19 protein-coding genes are annotated in these 18,371 nt (G+C 66.0%); 7 read left to right on the top strand and 12 right to left on the bottom strand.

Features of this window, described 5'->3' with window-relative positions; translation table 11 throughout:
- Position 1 precedes the first annotated feature (1 nt).
- Positions 2 to 1,069 (bottom strand): asparaginase, encoded by a 1,068-nt coding sequence (locus ACX80G_RS01405; RefSeq protein ID WP_459305184.1) that lies wholly within the window; start codon positions 1,067 to 1,069, stop codon positions 2 to 4.
- Between the two features lie 259 nt (positions 1,070 to 1,328).
- Here ACX80G_RS01405 and ACX80G_RS01400 point away from each other — a divergent pair, with 259 nt between their 5' ends.
- Positions 1,329 to 2,393 carry a LacI family DNA-binding transcriptional regulator gene (locus ACX80G_RS01400; protein WP_459305183.1) on the top strand — a complete coding sequence of 355 codons (1,065 nt, stop codon included), beginning with the start codon at positions 1,329 to 1,331 and terminating at the stop codon, positions 2,391 to 2,393.
- Here the strand turns inward: ACX80G_RS01400 and ACX80G_RS01395 are convergent.
- The 5 genes from ACX80G_RS01395 to pxpA form a co-directional block, all read right to left on the bottom strand.
- Entirely contained in the window at positions 2,379 to 3,368 is a 990-nt protein-coding gene (locus tag ACX80G_RS01395; protein ID WP_459305182.1) for a 5-oxoprolinase subunit C family protein, read from the bottom strand. The two genes, ACX80G_RS01400 and ACX80G_RS01395, sit on opposite strands and share 15 nt — an antisense overlap.
- On the bottom strand, positions 3,358 to 4,260 hold the full coding sequence (locus tag ACX80G_RS01390; protein WP_459305181.1) for a 5-oxoprolinase subunit B family protein: 903 nt from the start codon (positions 4,258 to 4,260) through the stop codon (positions 3,358 to 3,360). The genes ACX80G_RS01395 and ACX80G_RS01390 overlap by 11 nt, the downstream gene beginning before the upstream one ends.
- The gene (locus tag ACX80G_RS01385; protein ID WP_459305180.1) at positions 4,257 to 5,618 is read right to left on the bottom strand and encodes an acetyl-CoA carboxylase biotin carboxylase subunit; all 1,362 of its coding nucleotides are present in this window, start codon (positions 5,616 to 5,618) and stop codon (positions 4,257 to 4,259) included. The genes ACX80G_RS01390 and ACX80G_RS01385 overlap by 4 nt, the downstream gene beginning before the upstream one ends.
- The gene (locus ACX80G_RS01380; RefSeq protein WP_459305179.1) at positions 5,615 to 5,854 is read right to left on the bottom strand and encodes an acetyl-CoA carboxylase; all 240 of its coding nucleotides are present in this window, start codon (positions 5,852 to 5,854) and stop codon (positions 5,615 to 5,617) included. The genes ACX80G_RS01385 and ACX80G_RS01380 overlap by 4 nt, the downstream gene beginning before the upstream one ends.
- A gap of 80 nt (positions 5,855 to 5,934) precedes the next feature.
- Entirely contained in the window at positions 5,935 to 6,687 is a 753-nt protein-coding gene (gene pxpA / locus ACX80G_RS01375; RefSeq protein ID WP_459305178.1) for a 5-oxoprolinase subunit PxpA, read from the bottom strand.
- 94 nt (positions 6,688 to 6,781) lie between these two features.
- Between pxpA and ACX80G_RS01370 the strand changes: the two genes are divergently transcribed.
- From ACX80G_RS01370 to ACX80G_RS01355, 4 genes are all read left to right on the top strand, one after another.
- Positions 6,782 to 8,266 carry a PucR family transcriptional regulator gene (locus ACX80G_RS01370; protein WP_459305177.1) on the top strand — a complete coding sequence of 495 codons (1,485 nt, stop codon included), beginning with the start codon at positions 6,782 to 6,784 and terminating at the stop codon, positions 8,264 to 8,266.
- A gap of 62 nt (positions 8,267 to 8,328) precedes the next feature.
- Entirely contained in the window at positions 8,329 to 9,267 is a 939-nt protein-coding gene (locus ACX80G_RS01365) for an acetamidase/formamidase family protein (RefSeq protein ID WP_459305176.1), read from the top strand.
- Positions 9,268 to 9,385: 118 nt separating this feature from the next.
- A complete protein-coding gene (locus tag ACX80G_RS01360) occupies positions 9,386 to 10,402 on the top strand; it encodes an iron-containing redox enzyme family protein (RefSeq protein ID WP_459305175.1) in 1,017 nt (338 codons plus the stop codon).
- A complete protein-coding gene (locus ACX80G_RS01355; RefSeq protein WP_459305174.1) occupies positions 10,399 to 10,677 on the top strand; it encodes a CDGSH iron-sulfur domain-containing protein in 279 nt (92 codons plus the stop codon). Before ACX80G_RS01360 ends, ACX80G_RS01355 begins: the two co-directional genes overlap by 4 nt.
- Here the strand turns inward: ACX80G_RS01355 and ACX80G_RS01350 are convergent.
- Both ACX80G_RS01350 and ACX80G_RS01345 read right to left on the bottom strand, forming a co-directional pair.
- Entirely contained in the window at positions 10,674 to 11,225 is a 552-nt protein-coding gene (locus ACX80G_RS01350) for a GNAT family N-acetyltransferase (protein ID WP_459305173.1), read from the bottom strand. The genes ACX80G_RS01355 and ACX80G_RS01350 overlap by 4 nt on opposite strands.
- 172 nt (positions 11,226 to 11,397) lie before the next feature.
- Complete coding sequence (locus tag ACX80G_RS01345) at positions 11,398 to 12,486, bottom strand: alkene reductase (RefSeq protein WP_459305172.1); 1,089 nt, start codon at positions 12,484 to 12,486, stop codon at positions 11,398 to 11,400.
- A gap of 105 nt (positions 12,487 to 12,591) precedes the next feature.
- Here ACX80G_RS01345 and ACX80G_RS01340 point away from each other — a divergent pair, with 105 nt between their 5' ends.
- Entirely contained in the window at positions 12,592 to 12,924 is a 333-nt protein-coding gene (locus tag ACX80G_RS01340; RefSeq protein WP_459305171.1) for an ArsR/SmtB family transcription factor, read from the top strand.
- A 48-nt stretch (positions 12,925 to 12,972) separates the two neighbouring features.
- Here the strand turns inward: ACX80G_RS01340 and ACX80G_RS01335 are convergent, their stop codons facing one another.
- Positions 12,973 to 13,806: an HNH endonuclease gene (locus ACX80G_RS01335; protein WP_459305170.1), complete on the bottom strand. Its 834-nt coding sequence runs from the start codon at positions 13,804 to 13,806 to the stop codon at positions 12,973 to 12,975.
- A gap of 154 nt (positions 13,807 to 13,960) precedes the next feature.
- Positions 13,961 to 14,539, bottom strand: coding sequence for a DoxX family protein (locus ACX80G_RS01330; RefSeq protein ID WP_459305169.1), 579 nt, complete (start codon positions 14,537 to 14,539; stop codon positions 13,961 to 13,963).
- A 119-nt stretch (positions 14,540 to 14,658) separates the two neighbouring features.
- Between ACX80G_RS01330 and ACX80G_RS01325 the strand changes: the two genes are divergently transcribed.
- Complete coding sequence (locus tag ACX80G_RS01325) at positions 14,659 to 16,533, top strand: Na+/H+ antiporter (RefSeq protein ID WP_459305168.1); 1,875 nt, start codon at positions 14,659 to 14,661, stop codon at positions 16,531 to 16,533.
- 82 nt (positions 16,534 to 16,615) lie between these two features.
- On the opposite strand, the gene ACX80G_RS01320 is transcribed toward ACX80G_RS01325, so the two are convergent.
- Entirely contained in the window at positions 16,616 to 17,281 is a 666-nt protein-coding gene (locus ACX80G_RS01320; RefSeq protein ID WP_459305167.1) for a class I SAM-dependent methyltransferase, read from the bottom strand.
- A gap of 7 nt (positions 17,282 to 17,288) precedes the next feature.
- Positions 17,289 to 18,305 (bottom strand): NAD(P)/FAD-dependent oxidoreductase, encoded by a 1,017-nt coding sequence (locus ACX80G_RS01315; protein ID WP_459305166.1) that lies wholly within the window; start codon positions 18,303 to 18,305, stop codon positions 17,289 to 17,291.
- Between the last annotated feature and the right edge of the window lie 66 nt (positions 18,306 to 18,371).

The raw sequence follows: 18,371 nt of genomic DNA, 5'->3' as shown, positions 1-18,371 counted from the left end.
GTCAGCCTTTCGAGGGGGTCAAAGCGGTCAAGGTGTCGCTCTCCTGCGGGACCAGCGGGCCCCGAACGTGGAATTGCTGTTCGATGAGGGGACGGCTCATCCGGAGGGTGAGGAGCAGTTGCAGTAGGATTCGCGCCTGCCCCGGCCGGAGGAGGCCGGAGGGGATGGCTCCCGCAGCGAGAAGGTCCTTTCCGCCACCGGTGCCATACACCGGCACCACAGGGCCGGCATGCACGCGCGTACTGGTGACGACGACGACGCCCCCGGATGTCGCGTCTGCCACCGCCGTGCACATGACGGGGTTCGCGTTGCCGATCCCGGTGGCCTCCAGCACGATGCCTGCCGCTCCCGCCGCCCGCGCCGCGTCGATCAGCACGGCGTCGGCGCCCGGGTAGGAGGTGACGACGTCGGTCCGGGGGAGACCGACGTCGTCACCGGTCAGAGAGCCCGGCGGGGGCAGGGGGTCGAAGCGTGCCGGGCGGGTGCCCATTGACACGTCGCCGGTTTCGGTGACGCTGCCAGCTGGGTGGGTATCAGGGCTGTCGAAGGCCGCGTGGGCGGTGGTGTGAACCTTCCGAACGCCTGCCGCATGGAATATTTTCCCGGCGAAGCTGACCAGGGCGCCGCGGCCGCCCGCTTCGGGGGAAGCAGCGACCGCGATAGCCCGCCGCAGGTTGTCCGGCCCATCGGGCGTGAGGTGATCGGCAGCCAATTGGGCGCCGGTGAAAACAACAGGCCGCCAGTCGTCATGGAGCAGGTCGGCCAGATACGAGGTTTCCTCGGTGGTGTCGGTTCCGTGAGTGACGACGACGCCGACCACCAGTGGATCGCTCAGCGCAGCTTTGACCTCCGAACAAATCTGAAGCATGTCCGGAAAGGTGAGCCGGTAGGAACCCTTCCGCATCACGTCGACCACCTTCACCGGGATCGACCCCGGACCGGTGCTGTGCAGGAGCGCCTCGCCTGAATCTTCAGCTATGGTTGCGCCCCCGGCTTCGGCGGAGTTGCGGGAGGCAATGGTGCCGCCGGTAGCCAGCAGAACGACGTACTGTTCCTCGCCAGCGTTCACGGTCACCTCCATTTCGTTCGACACACGTGTTTACACAATCGTTTGGGTAACCGGCAATTCACGTGCCGGCAGATCTTCCGACCGGTGTCGATCGCCCCAGTCGGCTAAGGTAACCCCTAGTGGTTCTGCAACCCAATCGTTTGGGTTGCGCTGAGGAACAGACTAGGATGTGATCTGGGTCTCGTCAAGAGGTGAGGCAAAAGTTTTACGTCTAAGACAATCGGTCTACCACGCGGGTGCTGGAAGAAGGGGGAGCTTCATGGACGCATCAGGATCAAGCCGTACGCCAATCACGTTGAAGGACCTGGCCAGTGAGCTGGGCATTCACCCGTCGACGGTGTCCAGGGTCCTGCACTCGACGTCGGATGTAGCCCGTGGTGCCGCGTCGTCCTCCACGGCCCAGAAGGTGCGGGACCTTGCCCGCGAGCGCGGCTACTCGCCGGACCCGCAGGCAAAGAGCCTCAGGACCCGGCGCACCCGGGCCCTCGGCGTCATCGTGCCACGACTTTCCGACCTGGTGCTGGCTACCATGTATGAGGGCATCGAGGAAGCGGCAGCCGAAAACAACTACTCGACATTCGTCATGAATTCCCATGACAGCACCGATGAGCAGCGCCGCAAAGCCGAGATCATGCTGGCCCGCCGCGTAGATGGTCTCATCCTCGGCGACGTGCACGCCGGCAGCGACCTGTTACCGGACCTTCGTGCCCGGCAGATCCCGTTCGTGCTGATGAACCGGCGGCACCCGGGGTTCCCGTCGGCAACCTGCGACGACGTCGTCGGTGGTGAGTTGGTGGCCGACCACCTCTGGCGGGCGGGCCACCGGCATGTCTCGCTCATCGCTGGCGAACCCTATGCGAGCACCGCCCTCGACCGCACCGCGGGCTTCCGGCAGCGCTGGCAGGTGCTCGGCGGCGCGCTGCCGGACAGCTCGGTGACCTGGTCGCGCTTCGACACCGAGGGCGGCAGGGAGGCGGCGGAAACCATTCTGGCGCAGCCCGGCCCGGCGCCGACAGCGGTCTTCGCGGTGAACGACTTCGCCGCGATCGGGGCCATGGGAACCTTCCGTGCCCACGGCCTGACGGTGGGCCAGGACATCGCTGTCGTCGGCTTCAACGACACCTCCCTCGCGCCGCAACTTCCCATTCCGCTGTCCTCGGTACGCTCGCCGATGTTCCAGATTGGCCGCCAGGCGATGCTGATGCTCCGGCGGATCATCAACGGGGAGAAGGTCGAGTCCGTCAGGATGACCCCCGAACTCTTCGTCCGCGAAAGCAGCGCAGCGGCCCCCCTCCACGAATCGCACCGTTCACTGGCCAGCTGACCCCCAGATCCGGGACCGGATTGCCTTCCCTTCCGCGCGGGCGGCGAGGGCTTCCTCCATGGTGACCGGCGTGAAGGTGGTCTGGGTTCCGGGAGCACTCCGTGCCAGCAAATCCATGTCGGAACTGATGACCGTGGCCACCATGGCGTAACCCCCGCCGGAAACGGCATCGCGGTGAAGCACAATCGGTTCCTTGCCGCCAGGAATCTGGATGGAGCCGATCGCGTAGCCAGCGTCAACGATGTTCGACGGATCGGATCCCGCACCGAACGGCTGAACCCGCGGCTTCCACGAGACGGACGGGCCGGCATACCGCAGACCCGTACGATCCGCGACAGGCGTCAGCTTCCAGGTGGCGCTGAACAGCGTCGCCAGCCCTTCCTCGGTCAGCCTGTGGTCGTAAAGACCGGGCAGGACCCGGACGGTGATCTCCTTGCCGAAGGTTGGCCGGAGCGACTCATCGATGAAATCCGCAGCCGATGCACGGCGCTCCGCCCCGACAGTCCCGACCGTCCCGACGTCGAGCGTGTCGCCTGCTGCGAGGGCGCGCCCCTTGAATCCGCCCATGGCACCCAATGCATAGGTGGAACGGCTGCCCAGTACCACCGGGACGTCGATTCCGCCCTGGACGGCGACGTAGTAGCGGGTTCCGGCGCGGATCATCCCGAAGGACACCTCATCGCCGGCGACCAGCTCAAGCCGGGTCCACTGCTCCCGGGGCGTCCCGTTGACGAGGACGTCCACCGGGGCACCGGCGACGGCGATGACGGCGTCGTCGTCGGTGGTGAACCGGGGTCCGATGTAGGTGCATTCCAGGACGGCCTCAGCTGGCGTGTTGCCGGCGAGGGCGTTGGCCATCTCCGCCGACAGCTGGTCCATTGACCCGCCCTGGGGGATGCCGACGTGGTAGTAGCCGGGTCGGCCCGTGTCCTGGACCGTCGTGGCCAGCCCGGGCTCGGTGATGCTAATGGCCATTGAGGTGCTCCATGATCTCCTGGTTGTATTCGGTGGGGTGGGCGAGCGCCTGCTCAAGGTCGAACACCACCGGCGCCTGTCGGTAGGTAAATGACCCGTCGGACACTTGTTGCTGGATGCGTCGGTATTCGGCTTCGTCAACCGGCGTGAACTTCACGATGTCCCCGGGTTTGAAGAAGATCATGAAGTCGTCGAAATCCGGGAGGCGCTGGGCAGGATCGAAGATCGGCGCCGCGGCGATCCCGAACATCTGGTACCCGCCGGCGCCGCGGACCGAGTAGATGCAGGCAAAGCAGCCGCCGTGGCCAACGGTCAGGGCTGGAGTGTCGGTGCGCGGGCTCAGATACTTGGGTACCTCGAGCTGTTTCTCCTGCGGGACAATCTGGAACATGAACGGCAGGCCGGCCACGAAGCCGACCATCGATACCAGCCACGGCGACTCATGATGGCGGCTGATGAACTCGGCCGGCGACGCCAGATTGTTCTCCTCGGCCGCGAAGTCGAGATCATTGCCCTCCGGGCGCTGGTGCCCCGAGCGGAAACGCGCCCCCGTTTCCCGGGTGTACGGATCGTCGTACCAGACGGGTACCTCGATGATGCGGGTCTGGAGGGTGTGCTGCGACATCTGCGCCACCTCGGCCTCGACGCCGCGGACCGCGTCTTCGAGGGTGTCGGGCGGCAGGTCGTCCGGGTTGAACCGGATCAGCAGGGACGCGTTGGCTGGGCAGATGTCGGTGATCCCCGGCAGGTCGCGGGATCCCAGGACCGCCGCCATCGCGTTGGCCTTGAAGTTGGCTGCGAGGCTCATCCCCTCGGCGATTTCGACGAACAGGAACTCGTCTCCACCCCAGGTGTAGCGGGCCGCGTCCAGGTGCAGGGCTGTGTCGCTCATGCACTCGCTCCTAACAGGTCGGGTGTTGTTTCAATGAATTTGGAGTGATGCTCGACGGCGGCCACTTCGCTCCGGGCGAGGACGGCCTTCAGCAGCGGGAGAGTGGTCTTCACCCCGTCGATGAGGACTTCGCCCAACGCTCCAGCGGACCGGGTCATTGCCTGTTCCCTGCTGGAATCCCAGACGATGAGTTTGGCCAGCAGGGAGTCGTAGAACGGCGCCACGGCGGATCCGGCCACGACGCCTGAGTCGATGCGGACGCCCGGCCCGCCGGGCCACTGGAGCCGTTCGAGGGTGCCCGGGCTGGGCATGAACCCGTTTTCGGGGTCCTCAGCGTTGATCCGGAATTCGAAGGCGTGACCGGTGAACCCGATGTCCTCCTGCGCGAGGCGAAGTGCGCCGTCGCGTGCCACCAGGATCTGCTCACGGATCAGGTCCAGACCGGTGATCATCTCGGTAACCGGATGTTCAACCTGCAGGCGGGTGTTCATCTCGATGAACGCTGCCTCCTGGGTGTCAGGGTTGTAGAGGAATTCGACGGTGCCAAGCCCGCTGTAGTTGCATTGGCGGCCGAGCTCGATGGAGGATTTCAGGATGGTCGCCCTGACGTCGTCCGGTAGTCCGGGTGCCGGGGCTTCCTCGACGATCTTCTGCTGTCGCCGTTGGAGGGAGCAGTCGCGGTCGCCCAGGTGGATGACCCGCTCGCCGTCGCCGATGATCTGGACTTCGACGTGGCGGGCGCGGTGGACAAACTGTTCAAGGTACACGGTGGGGTCTCCGAAGGCCGCCTGGGCTTCGGCCTGGGCGATCTCCACCGTGGACAGGAGGTCCTGTGCTGCGGTGACGAGGCGGATCCCCCTGCCACCGCCGCCTGCGGAGGCCTTGACCACGAGGGGATAGCCCACCGTCCCGGCGATGCCGAGGATGTCGCTGTCCGGGGTGAGAGCGCCGTCGCTGCCGCGCAGGGTGGGCACGCCCGCTTCCTTGGCTGCCTGCCGGGCGCGGGACTTGTTGCCCATGAGCTCGATCGCAGCGGCGGACGGGCCGATCCAGGTCAGCCCGCGATCGACGACGTCCTTCGCGAAGCCGGCGTTCTCGGAGAGGAAGCCGTAGCCGGGGTGCAGTGAGTCGCACCCCGTGGCTTCGGCTGCCGCCAGGACTGCTTCCGCATTGAGGTAACTCTTTCCGGCGGGGGCCGGGCCGATGACGTGGACCTCGTCAGCCAGGTGCGCGGCGTAGGAGTCTTCATCGGGCTCGCTGGCCGCCAGCACTGTTCGGATGCCCAGCTCGCGGGCGGCCCGGATGATCCGGACAGCGATCTCTCCCCGGTTTGCGACGAGCAGCTTCTCCACGGTCATCCCTCGGTCACCGTCGCAATGACATCGCCGGGGTTGACGGTCCCCGAATCTTCGATGGCGAAGCTTTCGAGGGTCCCCGAGACGTCGCTGCGCACCTCGGAGAACTGCTTCATGATTTCGACGACGCCGACCGTCTGGCCTGCCTCGATCCGGTCGCCAACGGTAGCGTAGGGCTCCTTGTCGGGGCCAGGCTTGCGGTAGAAGATGCCGGGAAGTGGGGAAATGATGTCGGTCATGGGTCGCCTTTCAGGGCTCTGCTCGGGACTGTTGGATGGACTGCTGGATGAACTGTGAGGATCGGGTGGAAACGGTGGAGCTACCCGGAAAGGGCGGCGCGGACGGCGGCGGCGACGTCGGGGGCGTTGGGCGCGTCGGAGTGCACACAGATGCTGTGGAACTCGATCTGCAGTTCGGTGCCGTCTGACGCCTCGACGATGCCGTCCGCCACCGCACGGCGTACCCGCGCGGCGGCCTTGGCGGGGTCGGTGGGTTCGGGGCGGCGCTGGATCAGCAGCTGGCCTGCCGGACCGTAGTTGAGGTCCACATACAGCTCGCTGACGAACTGCACCCCCAGCTGGTCGCAGACCGTCTGGTGTTCGGTGCCGGCCAGACCGTAGAACGGCACGTCGTAGAGGGCGGCGACCTTGGCGGCGGCGGTCATCAGGGCGCGGTCCCTGGACAGCATTCCGTACAGCGACCCATGGGGTTTGATGTGGTTCAGGGTCGCGCCGGCGGCGGTCAGGAAGGACTGCAGTGCTCCCACCTGGTACAGCAGGATGTTCTCCACCTCGTCGGGGGTCAGCTTCATCTCGCGTCGGCCAAAGCCCACGAGGTCCGGCAGCCCGGGGTGGGCGCCGATGCCCAGTCCCCGTTCGGCGGCAGCGGCAACGGTTGCCGCCATGGTGTCTGGGTCTCCGGCATGGAATCCGCACGCCACGTTGATGACGTCGACGGTGTCCATCAGCGCCAGGTCATTGCCGAAGGAGTGCAGGCCCAGCGACTCACCCATATCCGAGTTCAGGGTGGGGGTTGGCGTGCTGGTGGTGTGGGTCACAGCTGGCGAAGTCATGCGCTTCACACTAGTGGCCCCTACGGTGGCCGATATAGTGGACTTCCGCCCTCGAATAAACGGATTCGGTGGGCACTTGCACAGGTGGGCCTTGATGATTATTGCGGATCTGCTGTCCGAAGACACCTTGCAACTTCGGTTGCATACCCCCAGTTCGAGTGACCGGCTGGCACGGGAAATCAGCTGGTGCGCTCCCGCGGAAACCATCGATCCCACACCGTTCCTGAGCCGGAACGTCCTCCTCCTGACCAACGGAATTGGCTTGAATATCGAGGATGACCGCACCTGGTCGGCGTATGTGGAACGGCTGGTCTCCGTGCAGGTAGCCGCCGTCGCGTTTGGTACCGGATTTGCCCACCGCCTGATCCCGCCGGGGCTGGTGCGTGCAGCCGCAGTCCATGATCTGCCGCTGCTGGAGATTCCCAGGTCTGTTCCGTTTCTGCAGGTGCATCGCCATGTCACCAACGTGTTGCAGTCCGAGCGTTTCACGGCGATCACCAGGTCGTGGGAGCTGGCCCAGGCGTGCGCTGGTCTCGCGTCATCGGGTGCCGGACTCCCGGTCATCCTTGATGCTGCCGCTGCGGCGGTCCAGGGCGAGGTGGCAATTGTTGACGCCGTCGGTGTAGTGATCGCCAGGTCGCCGGAACGTTCAGCGTGGAGCCAGGAGGACCTGGAACGGGCAGCGTCGGCTGGGATGGACTCGATAGTTCCGTTGCCGATGGGGACCGGGGATTCTTTCCAGCTAGTGGTGCGGGACGCCGAAGTGGAACATCCCATTTCCACTCTGCTGGCGCCTGTCGCGTCGATCATTGCCGTGCAGTTGCAGTCCGCGTTGCTGACCACCACCTCCAAGCAGTCCGAGCTCGAAACGCTGCTGGGTCAGGTGTCCGACTGGAACGGAGTCGCGTTGGAGCAGTTCGCGAGGACAGTGGTATCCACCGGACTCCTCAGCGAGGAGGCAACAACCGTGATCGCCGTCCGCACGGGCCACGGCACCTTGTCGGATGCCTGGAAGACCCGGCTCATGCTGCAGTCAGTGTTCGACGTCGTCAGGGTCCAGGTGCGCGACGGCACGCTGTTCGCGTTCGCCCAGCAGCCGCGGAAAGGGAACGATCCGGGAGCGACAGCTCCGGAGTCGCTTCTTGCCTGGTTCACCGAAGAGATGCCAGACCAGGCGGTGGTGCTGAAGGGGCCGTGCGCGAGCACCGATGAGCTACGGCTCGGCGTCTACCAGTCCCAGGAATTGCTCGCGAACGTCACCAGGCCAACCCTTGCCCCCGAGTTGGCCATCAGCGCACTGATCGCGTCTACCGCCACCCATGGCGCGCGGGCAGGCGCACGGAAGCTACTGGCTCCGGTGATCGCCTACGATGCAACCCATTCCCTGGGCCTGCTCGACACTCTCGAGTGCTTTTTGGCCCACGACGCGCAACCATCCCGGGCCGCGGCGAGTCTTTACATTCATCGGAACACCCTGAGTCAGCGGATCGCCAAGCTCGAAGGACTGTTGAGATTGTCCCTGTCAACCCTTGAGGGGCAGGCGACCTGCCTGCTGGCGCTGCGGATCCTCAAGGGCTGACACCGCTCACGCCGGAACAAGGCTGACACCGCGCTCACGCCGGAACCTCGTAGGCTGAGCCAATGAGCATCCCCTTCCTTGAGCCCGGCCTGGCCACCACGACCCAGGTGTTCTCCCGCGACACCCCACCGGTGCTCACGGTCAACCCGGGGGACACCGTGCGGGTCCGCTCCCTCGACGCGTGGGGCCACCTGGAACGCCAGACCGTCCCCGGCGAAGACAAGCCGCAGCTCTTCACCGAACGGAAAGGCCATTGCCTGACCGGGCCCATCGCGGTGGCCGGTGCTAAGCCTGGGGACATGTTGACCGTCACCTTCGTCTCCCTGACGCCCGATCCGTGGGGATTCACCACCGCGGGCCGCAAGGATGATGCGTTCACTCGACTGCTCGATGTCGACGGCGGTGTCCCGCACTGGTTGCTCTGGGACATCGACGTGGAGCTGGGGAAGGCGACCAACCAGCTGGGCCAGAGCGTGTCGCTCAACCCGTTCCTCGGCGTCGTCGGCGTACCGCCGAACCGTCCCGGAGACTTCACCACCACCCCGCCGCGCGCCGACGGTGGTGGCAACATCGACTGCAAGGAACTGACCGTTGGGTCCACCCTCTTCCTGCCGGTGAGCGTACCCGGTGCACTGCTGTGCGTCGGCGACGGCCATGCGGCGCAGGGGGACGGCGAGGTGGGTGGCACGGCGATCGAGTGTGGGATGACCACTGAGCTGGTGCTCGACGTCGTGGTGGCTGCCCCGCTGCGGACCATCCACGCCATCACCCCGACGGCGAGGATCACCTTCGGGTTCAACGCCGACCTCAATATCGCGACAGCCGAAGCGCTTAAGGCGATGCTCACCTGGATGCAGGACCTTTACGGCGTGGAACGCACTCAGGCTTTAGCGCTCGCAAGCACTGTTGTCGACCTGCGGATCACGCAGATTGCCAACGACACCTGGGGTGTGCACGCGGTGCTGCGCCGCGACGCGGTGCAGGAGCCGGCGGACGTCTGACCGATGCGGCGACACCCACCCCGCCAAATAGCAAGTAGGCTGAGGACTAGTTCTGTCAAGTGTTTCGCTGCCCAACGATAGGGGTCCCGTCATGAAGCAACCTCAGCCTCGCGGCCCAGTGAGCACGCTGCTCCTGGACATCCTGAATGACCCGGAACGCAGCACCCCCGATACCGTGCACCCGGCCAACGATCTGACCGCAGCCGTGCACGACGCCATCGCGGCCACCCCCGATCTCGCTTTTGACGAAGACCTCCAGCTGACCCTGTTCTGCCTGTTTGAGCTGCATTACAGCGGCATCGATGCCACGGGCGGCGACTGGGAGTGGAGTCCCGAGCTGATCGCTGTCCGGCGACTGTTGGAGCGGGCCTACGAAGCGCAGCTGCGATCAGTAGTTACCCTTCCGGAGTTGCCGGACATCACCAGTGCCTGCGTCGCCGCAGGCCTGTTCGAGCTGACGGGCGCCGACGGCGGTCCGAGTATGTCCCGGTATGTGGCCAAGCAGGCGACCAAAGACCAGGTCGGCGAGTTCCTGATCCAGAAATCCGTCTACACGCTCAAGGAAGCCGACCCGCACACCTGGGCCATTCCCCGCCTCACCGGCCGGGCCAAGGCAGCCTTGGTGGAGATTCAGGCCGACGAGTATGGCGGTGGGGTGGCCAACCGGATGCACTCAGCCCTCTACGCCCAATCAATGAGGGAAGCGGGGCTCGACGACCGCTACGGCCACTACCTCGACGCCGTCCCTGCGATCACCTTGGCGTCGTCGAACCTGATGTCAATGTTCGGCCTCAACCGCCGCCTCCGGGGTGCGACTGTTGGCCACCTGGCGTCGTACGAGATGACTTCGTCGCAGGCGAACCGGCTGTACGCGCGGGGTTTCCGGCGCCTCGGATTCAGCGACGCGACCGCCGCCTACTTCGACGAACATGTGGAGGCCGATGCCGTCCACGAGCAGATCGCCGGAAGGGATCTCGCGGGAGGGCTCATTGAAGCCGAGCCGGACCTGCTGGAGGACGTGTTCTTCGGTGCCGTCGCGGCGATGACCGTTGACACGTGGATGACCGAGCACATCCTGAACGCCTGGAACGCGGGCATCTCATCGCTGCGTTCCCCGGCCACGGTCACGGCATGAGTGCCGTCATGGACGACGACGGCGACGGTGTCGCCGAAGAGGGTGCCGGAGACGAGGTCTCCGCGGTATCGACCGGACCGCGCCAGACGATCGTCGCTTTCCCTGATGGGCCGCTGCTGGTGCGCGGGGATTTCGACATCGTCGACCCGGATGGAAATCAGCTGCGCCGCAGTCGCAAAACCGTTGCGCTCTGCCGGTGCGGGGCCTCGGTGATCAAGCCGTACTGCGACGGCAGCCACAAGCTGATTGGCTTCAAGACCGAACCCGAAAGTTAGCTCCGCTCAGGCAGTGTCAGTTCGAGGATGAAGTCATTTTCGACGCCGGCGCCCAGGCGGAACGTCTTCACGCCCACCTTGGTGAAGCCGTGCTTTTCGTAGAATCGGACGGCGCGGTGGTTTTCGTCGTTGGTTCCCAACCAGACCGCCGCCCCGCCTTTGGTCGCCGCGGTCTCGAGGGTCGCCTGCATCAGGGTGGCGGCCTGACCGCGCCCGTGATGGTCCGGGTGGACATAGAACTTGCTGAGCTCGATGGTGGGGAACCTTGAGAGGGATGACCGCACCCCGGCATCAATGGGGTCGCCCTCGACGAGCATGCTGTAGGCAATGAGGCGGTCGCCGTCACGCAGGCACAGCAGCGTCTTGCCTGGATCGGCGACGTGCTCAAGGAACCGTTCCGGTGAGAGTTCGGTTGCGATGTGGTGCTTGATGTCCTCGGGTCGCGAGGAGGCAGGGCAGGCGAGCGGGAATGTGACGGCAGCCAGCTCAGCGAGCCGCTCTGCGTCGTCGGCGGTTGCCTGGTCAATGAGGAGATCCACGGGATCCATAATTCCATGCTCGCGGGCGCTTGCTGGTGCGAGCGGGCCTGCGGCCGCACTTTGTGACGGCTCGGCTCCGGGATCGTACGTGGTGCTTTTGAAAGGGCTAGGTAGACATCCCGCCCGCCTTCCGCCTGCCTTCCACCGCGCGGGAGCAGCAGAGGGCAGGCGGGGTGTGGTGCTAGGAACTGGTGACGAGGGTGGGGTAGTCGATGTAGCCCACCTCGGTGCCGCCGTAGAAGGTGCTGCCGTCCGCTTCGTTGAGGGGGGCGTCGGTGGCGAGCCGTTCCACGAAGTCGGGGTTGGCAATGAACATGCGGCCGAACGCAATGAGATCTGCGCCCCGTGCCAGCCACATGTCGGCGCGTTCCTTGTCAGCGGCGTCCTGGTTCTGGACGAGGGGGGACGGGTTGACGATGAGCGTTCCCTCCCACAACGCCAGAATGCGCTCGTTGACTTCGTCCTCGCGGGCTTCGATGATGTGAAGATACGCGGGGCCCAGCGGTACCAACTGCTCGAGGAGTGACGTATAGGTTTCCAGGACGTCGTCCTCGGAAATGTCATTGAAGTCATTGCCGGGGGAGAGGCGGAAGCCCACCCGTTCGGCGCCGATGGCCTCCACGACCGCCTGCATCACTTCGACCAGGAAGCGGGTGCGGGCGACGGGAGAGCCGCCGTATTCGTCGGTGCGCTGATTAGTGCCGCTCGCGAGGAACTGGTGGGGAAGGTAACCATTCGCGCCGTGGATTTCGACGCCGTCGAATCCGGCGTCGACAGCCTTGCGCGCAGCGGCGGCGTAGTCGGCGATGGTGTCGGTGATGTCCTGCAGAGTCATTGCTTGCGGGACCACGAAGTCCTGCATGCCGTCGGTGGTGAAGACCTGGCCGGCGGGGAGGACGGCAGAGGGTGCCAGCGGGGTCTGGCCGTTGGGGAGCAGGCTGGGGTGGCCGATGCGGCCGGTGTGCATGATCTGGGCGAAGATCTTACCGCCTTCAGCATGCACTGCGTCAGTGACGGAGCGCCAGCCGGCAACCTGCTCGGCGGTGTGCAGTCCGGGGGTGAATGGATAGCCCTGGCCCAGGGCGTTAGGCTGCGTGCCCTCGGAAATGATCAATCCGGCCGACGCGCGCTGCGCGTAATAGGTGGCCATCATGTCGGTGGGGACGCCGTCGTCGTCGGCGCGGGACCGGGTCATCGGCGCCATGACGGCGCGGTTGGCGAGCTCGATGCCCCCGACGGTTGCGGTGTCAAAAAGTGTGGTGTCAGCCATAGCGATGCCTATCGGTCGATTGGTTGGTACGATAAACAACGTACAACGATGGAAGCCTTAGTACAACTTTTGTCGTACTAGATGTCGATCCGAAGGAGCTCAGCCATGAGTGCAGAACCCCTCCCGCGGCACGTGGGGCACCCGCTGGTCGAGGAGCTTCGCCTGACCGAGGTGTTGCAGGCGCTCTCGGATCCGCTTCGGCTGAGTATCGTGGCAACGCTGGCGGAATCCGGAGCCGAGCTGTCCTGTAGCGCTTTTCACCTTCCGGTAACAAAATCGACCAGCACGCACCACTTCCGGGTGCTCCGCGAGGCCGGCATTGTGTGGCAACGGTATGAAGGGACAGCACGGATGAACAGTCTGCGCAGGGAAGACCTAGACGCCGTCTTCCCGGGGCTGCTCGCGTCGGTGCTCGCGTCGGCGGATCGGCAGGACTAGGGAAGAGGTCGGTCAGCCGGATCGCACGCCCGAAAATAGGTAACGGGGTCAGCTGGGTCCCAAAATCCGGCGGGCATCAGCTTGGGCCCGTAACTCCGCCGGGCTGACAACTGCGCCCTCCAGATGCACCGACCCGCGGATGAGCCGTCGAAGCTCGGCCGGTGAATAGGGGTCGGGTGTCCGCCGGTGGGCCATCGCATGACAGTTGGGGCAGAGTGGAACCAGATCGGTGACCGGATCCAGCACATAGTCCGAAGTGAGCTGCGATCCCGGCACGATATGGTGCACCTGGATGAAGCCGGCCCCCAGCTCGCCGTAGGTCTCCTCGAAGTTGAATCCGCAGACCGAGCAACCGGTCCCGTGGTGGGCAACGCAGAGCCGGCGCGCTTCGGGATCGCGCTCGTAACGGTTCGCCACGGTCCGCGTCAACGCGCTGGCGGGGAGAGTCCCGGGGATGGGGCTCACGGGATCGGTCACCGACGGCGGGACGTAGTCTGCCCACACCGCGCGCAGCAGGTGCTCATCGGTCGCGGCGAGCGGGGTTCCGGAAGCGGGCGGGGCATCCCCGACAAGATTCGGGACCCGGCTGAGCAGCACCGACTCGGGGATGTGTTCTCCGCGGGGGAGGAGCAGGTCGACGTCGACGGTCAGGGAGGCGCCGTCGTCGTCGGCTGACGTGGCGACGATCCCGTGACCGAGCAGACCGCGTTCGGTAGTCCCTTGCACAAGTATCCACGCGTCAGTGCCCGGAATCGCCCCGGAAGGGACAGGCCAGGTGACCGTCGCGAATCCGGTGACGTGCAGGGTATCGAGGATCGAGGTGTAGGCGAACTGCCACCCGTCCCGCCGATCCGGATCCCAGCCGAGCACGATTGCCGTCATGGCACTCATTGTGTCATTGGCCGATCAGACCAGGGTCCGTTAAAGCGGGCGGCTGATAAAGCCAGAGTCCGTTAAAGCCGGTGGACGTTAAAGCCACTGGCCGCACACCGGTTCCCCGGTGCACGGCCAGTGAAGGTACCAAACTGGTGCTCGGTTAGGCGGGGTCGGTGGAGCCCTCGGCTACCGGAGTGGTCGCCGACTCCGACTTTGCGTCGGCCGCCAGGGTCTGGCGACGACGGTACAGCTGGATGCCGATTGCCACGGGAATGGCTGCCAATGCGGTCGCGCGCATCCATGGCCGGTCCAGGACATGCCCGGTGACCGAATCCAGCGACACCGCGCCGGCTCCGGCAATCGCGAACGACGCCGCAGCGACGCCCAGCACAGCCGGGTACTCGAACCCACCATCCGTGGCAAAGAAGCCGTTGGGCGCATGAACGCTGGCAGCGACGCCCATGGTGGTTGCTGCGGCAGCACCGGCGACCGGGGTGCCCAGACCGACGGCGAGAGCCAGACCTGCGCCAGCCTCACCTAATCCGGCGAGGACGGCGCTGGTTTTGGCCGGGCGGAAGCCCATGGCGTCCATGCCCTTACTGGTGCCGTCGATGCCTCCGCCGCCGAACCAGCCGAACAACTTCTGCGAACCGTGGGCGACGAGGACGCCGCCCAGGCCAACCCGGAAGATGGTCTGCGCGGTGGTGGCCGCGACAGGTGTGTGTACGTGGTGCGTCATGGAATTCCTTCAGTGGGGGGTGCTGCTGCGTGCAACTCCTCTTCTACAAGGCACGAAGGAGCTGGTTTCTTCCCGCGGTCACAATTCCCGTTGATCGGCGGGACTGTCAGACTGTGAGCATGGACATCGCATTCGGTCTACTCGCCCTGGTTTTGGTGGTGTGCGCGGGTAGCGCCCTGGGCCGCCGACTCAACATCTCAGTTCCGCTGCTCCTGGTGCTGGTGGGCGTTATTGGTTCCTATCTTCCCTTCATTCCGCCGGTGGAATTGAATCCCGAGCTGGTGCTGATCGGCATCCTGCCGCCACTCCTGTATGCGGCGGCCCTGCGCACCTCGGTGGTCGACTTCCACGCCAACAAACGCAGCATCGGCCTGCTCTCCGTGGGTTATGTCATCTTCGGGACTGTCGCTATTGGGCTGCTGGTGTGGTGGCTGATTCCCGAGGTCCCCCTGCCGGCGGCGCTGGCGCTGGGCGCCGTCGTCGCACCGCCCGATGCGGTGGCGGCCACCTCCATTGCACGCCGGGTCGGGATGCCGCGACGGGTGGTCTCCATCCTTGAGGGCGAGTCGCTGGTGAACGACGCGACGGCGCTGGTGCTGCTGCGGACCTCGATTGCCGCACTCACCGGCAGCGTCACCCTGTTCGACGTCGCCACCGAGTTTCTGCTCGCGGTGGCCGGTGGGCTGGTGATCGGGGCCGCCGCCGCGTGGATCATGTTGCAGATCCGTACCCGGGTGCGCAACGTGGCAGTGAATACGTCGCTGTCGCTGGTGGCGCCCTTCGTTGCCTTTATCCCGGCCGAGGCGATCCACGCGTCGGGGGTACTCGCCGTCGTCGTTGCAGGCCTGATTCTGGGCACCAAAAGTCCGGCGATGCCGGGCGGAGCCTCCAGGGTGAGCGAACGCAGCAACTGGGCCACCGTGCAGTTCCTGCTGGAGAACTCGGTGTTCCTGCTGATCGGGTTGCAGGTGCGGTTCATCATCGAGGCGGTCAATGACGACTCGCTGGGGGCCGGCCGGATCTGGTGGACCTGCGCCGCGGTGGTGCTGGCGGTCCTGGTGCTCCGGCCCATCTGGGTGTTCCCGGCCACCTACCTGCCGCGGCTGATTCCCGCGGTGGGCAGGCGGGACCCAGCTCCCGCATGGCAGCTGCCAGCGATCGTTTCATGGGCCGGGATGCGCGGAGTGGTGACCCTCGCCGCCGTGTTCACCCTGCCCGAGGACGTACCCCACCGTCCGGTCCTGGTGCTCGCCGCGCTCAGCGTGGTGGCCGGGACGCTCGTCCTTCAGGGCTTCAGTCTGCCGTGGCTGGTGCGCAGGCTCGGCGTCCGGGGACCCGACCCGCAGGAGGACGCACTGACCCGCGCGTCCCTCATGCAGCAGTCCACCACCGCAGGGATGCAGCGGTTGGAGGCGCTCACGCTTCCCGACGACCCGCCCGAAGTGCTCGCCATGCTCCAGCGCCGCACCGAGGAACGGAACCTTGCGGCGTGGGAGCGGCTGGGCCGGCCCGAGGCCGAAGCCCGCACCCCCAGCCAGCGCTACGCCGAATTGCGGATCCAAATGCTTGAGGCCGAGCGTTCCAGGATCCTCGAACTGCGTCGCACCGGGACCTACGCGCACGAGGTGATCGACGGGGTGCTGAACCACCTGGATGTGGAGGAGTCCATCCTCGACTCAGTGCTCGACGACGACGGTCCCGGCACCGACGCCTCGCCAGCCGCCGCTCCGTCCGGCGACGGAGACTGCGTGGAGCTGAGGGCAGCCCCCGACGGTGATGCCCCTGGTGACCTGCGATGCCTTGACTGCATCGCCGAGGGAACCGAACCCGTGCACCTGCGGATGTGCCTGCAGTGCGGCAGGATCGGCTGCTGCGACTCCTCGGCCGGGCTCCACGCGTCGCGCCATGCACGCGACAGCGGACACCCGGTAATCCGTAGCGTGGAACCGGGTGAGGCCTGGAAATGGTGCTACGTCCACGAGCTGCTCGGGTAAGGCCGGCGCGCCCGGTCTAGGTGGCCGGTTTTGGTGCCCGGGCTTAGACCCCCGGTCTTGGACGTCCGGGCTAGGTGGCGGGTTACACCGTCCGTTGCGCGCGCAGGACGGTGTCGTGGATGGTGAGGCTGGCGCCGTCGTGATTCTGGGTCCTCTCGCGGGACTCGGTCGCAATCTCCCACTGCGCCGGATCGAGGAGGAGGGCAATCTCTTCGGCGGTATAGAAGAGGTCCGTCCGGGGTGGCCGGTGCGCGCCCGATTCCATGTCCGTCGGATGGTGGCCCACGATCAGCAACGTGCCGCCGGGTGCCACGGCTGCCGCCAGCCGGGTGAACAGCGGTTCACGCTCCTCCTTCGGGAGGTGCATGAACTGGGCCGAGATGAGGTCAAACGAGAACTCCGGCGGTGCCCACTGCAGCAGGTCCTGGCGGGTCCAGGTGATCCGGGCGGCCGACGCCTCATCCGTTGCAGCATGAGCAGCACCGCGGGTGAGGGCCACCTGCGAAATGTCGACGGCCGTGACCGTCCAGCCGCGGCGTGCCAGCCAGATGGCGTCGGCGCCCTCGCCGCTGCCGACGTCGAGCGCCGTACCCGGCGTCAGGTCAGCAACCTCGGTAACCAGCTGCGGGTTAGGTTGTCCGCTCCAGATAGAGGGGCGTTCGTTGTAGAACGCATCCCAATAGGTTTGGTCGAACTCGGGGAGTGCCTGCTCGTGGGCGTCGTGCGAATGGTGGTTGTGGGAGGTCATGAGGCGGTCACCTTTGTACGGTCGGGCAGGGTGGGGTCGGGTCGGTCTGGGCGAGGCCGCGGTGCGCAACGAGGTCGCGCTGCAGTTCCTCCTCCATGAGGTTCATGTTAATCATCGCGCCGGTCCAGGACCCATCAGCCGCCGACGCGAGCACCTGCAGGTGCATCTGCGCCGCGTTGCCGATGGCCCAGACGCCCGGGACGTTGGTGGCGCCGTCGCCGTCGCCGGTAGCAATCAGGGTTCCGAGGCCGATTTCATGCTCGACGGTGACCACGCCGAGGCCGGCGAAAGCCTCGGCGCGCGCCGTGAAGGTGGGCCCGACCACGAGGGCGGTCAGCGGAACAGTGCGGCCGTCGTCGAGCACGACGCCGCGCAGCAAGTCCTCCTCGATGCTGAGTTCCTTGACGGTGCCCTCGACCACGCGGGTGCCGCAGGCGGCGAGCTTCTCGAGCTCCTCGCCGGTGGGTGAGGGATTGGTGTGGAGGAAGAGGGTGATGTCGTCGCTCCATTGCCGGAAGAGCAGCGCCTGATGCACGGCCATCGGGCCGGTGGCGAGGACGCCGATCACCTGGTCGCGGACCTCCCACCCGTGGCAGAACGGGCAGTGCAGGACGTCGCGGCCCCACCGTTCGCTGATGCCCGGGATGGCGGGCAGACCGTCGACCAGGCCGATGGCGATCAGGAGCCGGCGGCCGGTGATCACCTGGCCGCTGGTCAGGGTGACGGTGAAGTCCCCGCCGTCGCGGCCCGTGCTGACGACCTGGCCGTCGACGATGGTGCCGCCGTAGGACTCGACCTCCGCCCTGCCGATCGTGAGCAGCTCGGAGGGCTTTATGCCTTCGCGGGTGAGGAAGCCGTGGACACCCTCGGCGGGAGCGTTGCGAGGCTCGCCGCCGTCGACGACGACGACGGAGCGCCGGCAGCGGCCCAGCATGAGCCCGGCGCTCAAGCCGGCGGCGCCACCGCCGACGATGACGACGTCGTACTTATCTGTGAATGGAGGTGTGCTGGTTCGTGTGGTCATGTTTTTCATCCTGAACCCGTTCGTGAGGTTACGCAAACATCTTTGCTGATATGGCAAACTGCGGTC

It is taken from the genome of Arthrobacter glycogeni (assembly GCF_054510815.1).
Note: the sequence above shows the minus strand (reverse complement) of the source record. Positions and strands in the feature narration are given on the sequence as shown.

Bases quoted from the DNA above. Each gene is read 5' to 3' on its own strand.
- ACX80G_RS01335 (WP_459305170.1), bottom strand. From the start codon at position 13,806: ATGACGGCAATCGTGCTCGGCTGGGATCCGGATCGGCGGGACGGGTGG.
- ACX80G_RS01345 (WP_459305172.1), bottom strand. From the start codon at position 12,486: ATGGCTGACACCACACTTTTTGACACCGCAACCGTCGGGGGCATCGAG.
- ACX80G_RS01385 (WP_459305180.1), bottom strand. From the start codon at position 5,618: ATGACCGTGGAGAAGCTGCTCGTCGCAAACCGGGGAGAGATCGCTGTC.
- ACX80G_RS01395 (WP_459305182.1), bottom strand. From the start codon at position 3,368: ATGGCCATTAGCATCACCGAGCCCGGGCTGGCCACGACGGTCCAGGAC.
- ACX80G_RS01340 (WP_459305171.1), top strand. From the start codon at position 12,592: ATGAGTGCAGAACCCCTCCCGCGGCACGTGGGGCACCCGCTGGTCGAG.
- ACX80G_RS01400 (WP_459305183.1), top strand. From the start codon at position 1,329: ATGGACGCATCAGGATCAAGCCGTACGCCAATCACGTTGAAGGACCTG.
- ACX80G_RS01350 (WP_459305173.1), bottom strand. From the start codon at position 11,225: ATGGATCCCGTGGATCTCCTCATTGACCAGGCAACCGCCGACGACGCA.
- ACX80G_RS01370 (WP_459305177.1), top strand. From the start codon at position 6,782: ATGATTATTGCGGATCTGCTGTCCGAAGACACCTTGCAACTTCGGTTG.
- ACX80G_RS01330 (WP_459305169.1), bottom strand. From the start codon at position 14,539: ATGACGCACCACGTACACACACCTGTCGCGGCCACCACCGCGCAGACC.
- ACX80G_RS01320 (WP_459305167.1), bottom strand. From the start codon at position 17,281: ATGACCTCCCACAACCACCATTCGCACGACGCCCACGAGCAGGCACTC.
- ACX80G_RS01325 (WP_459305168.1), top strand. From the start codon at position 14,659: ATGGACATCGCATTCGGTCTACTCGCCCTGGTTTTGGTGGTGTGCGCG.
- ACX80G_RS01315 (WP_459305166.1), bottom strand. From the start codon at position 18,305: ATGACCACACGAACCAGCACACCTCCATTCACAGATAAGTACGACGTC.
- ACX80G_RS01355 (WP_459305174.1), top strand. From the start codon at position 10,399: ATGAGTGCCGTCATGGACGACGACGGCGACGGTGTCGCCGAAGAGGGT.
- pxpA (WP_459305178.1), bottom strand. From the start codon at position 6,687: ATGACTTCGCCAGCTGTGACCCACACCACCAGCACGCCAACCCCCACC.
- ACX80G_RS01365 (WP_459305176.1), top strand. From the start codon at position 8,329: ATGAGCATCCCCTTCCTTGAGCCCGGCCTGGCCACCACGACCCAGGTG.
- ACX80G_RS01380 (WP_459305179.1), bottom strand. From the start codon at position 5,854: ATGACCGACATCATTTCCCCACTTCCCGGCATCTTCTACCGCAAGCCT.
- ACX80G_RS01390 (WP_459305181.1), bottom strand. From the start codon at position 4,260: ATGAGCGACACAGCCCTGCACCTGGACGCGGCCCGCTACACCTGGGGT.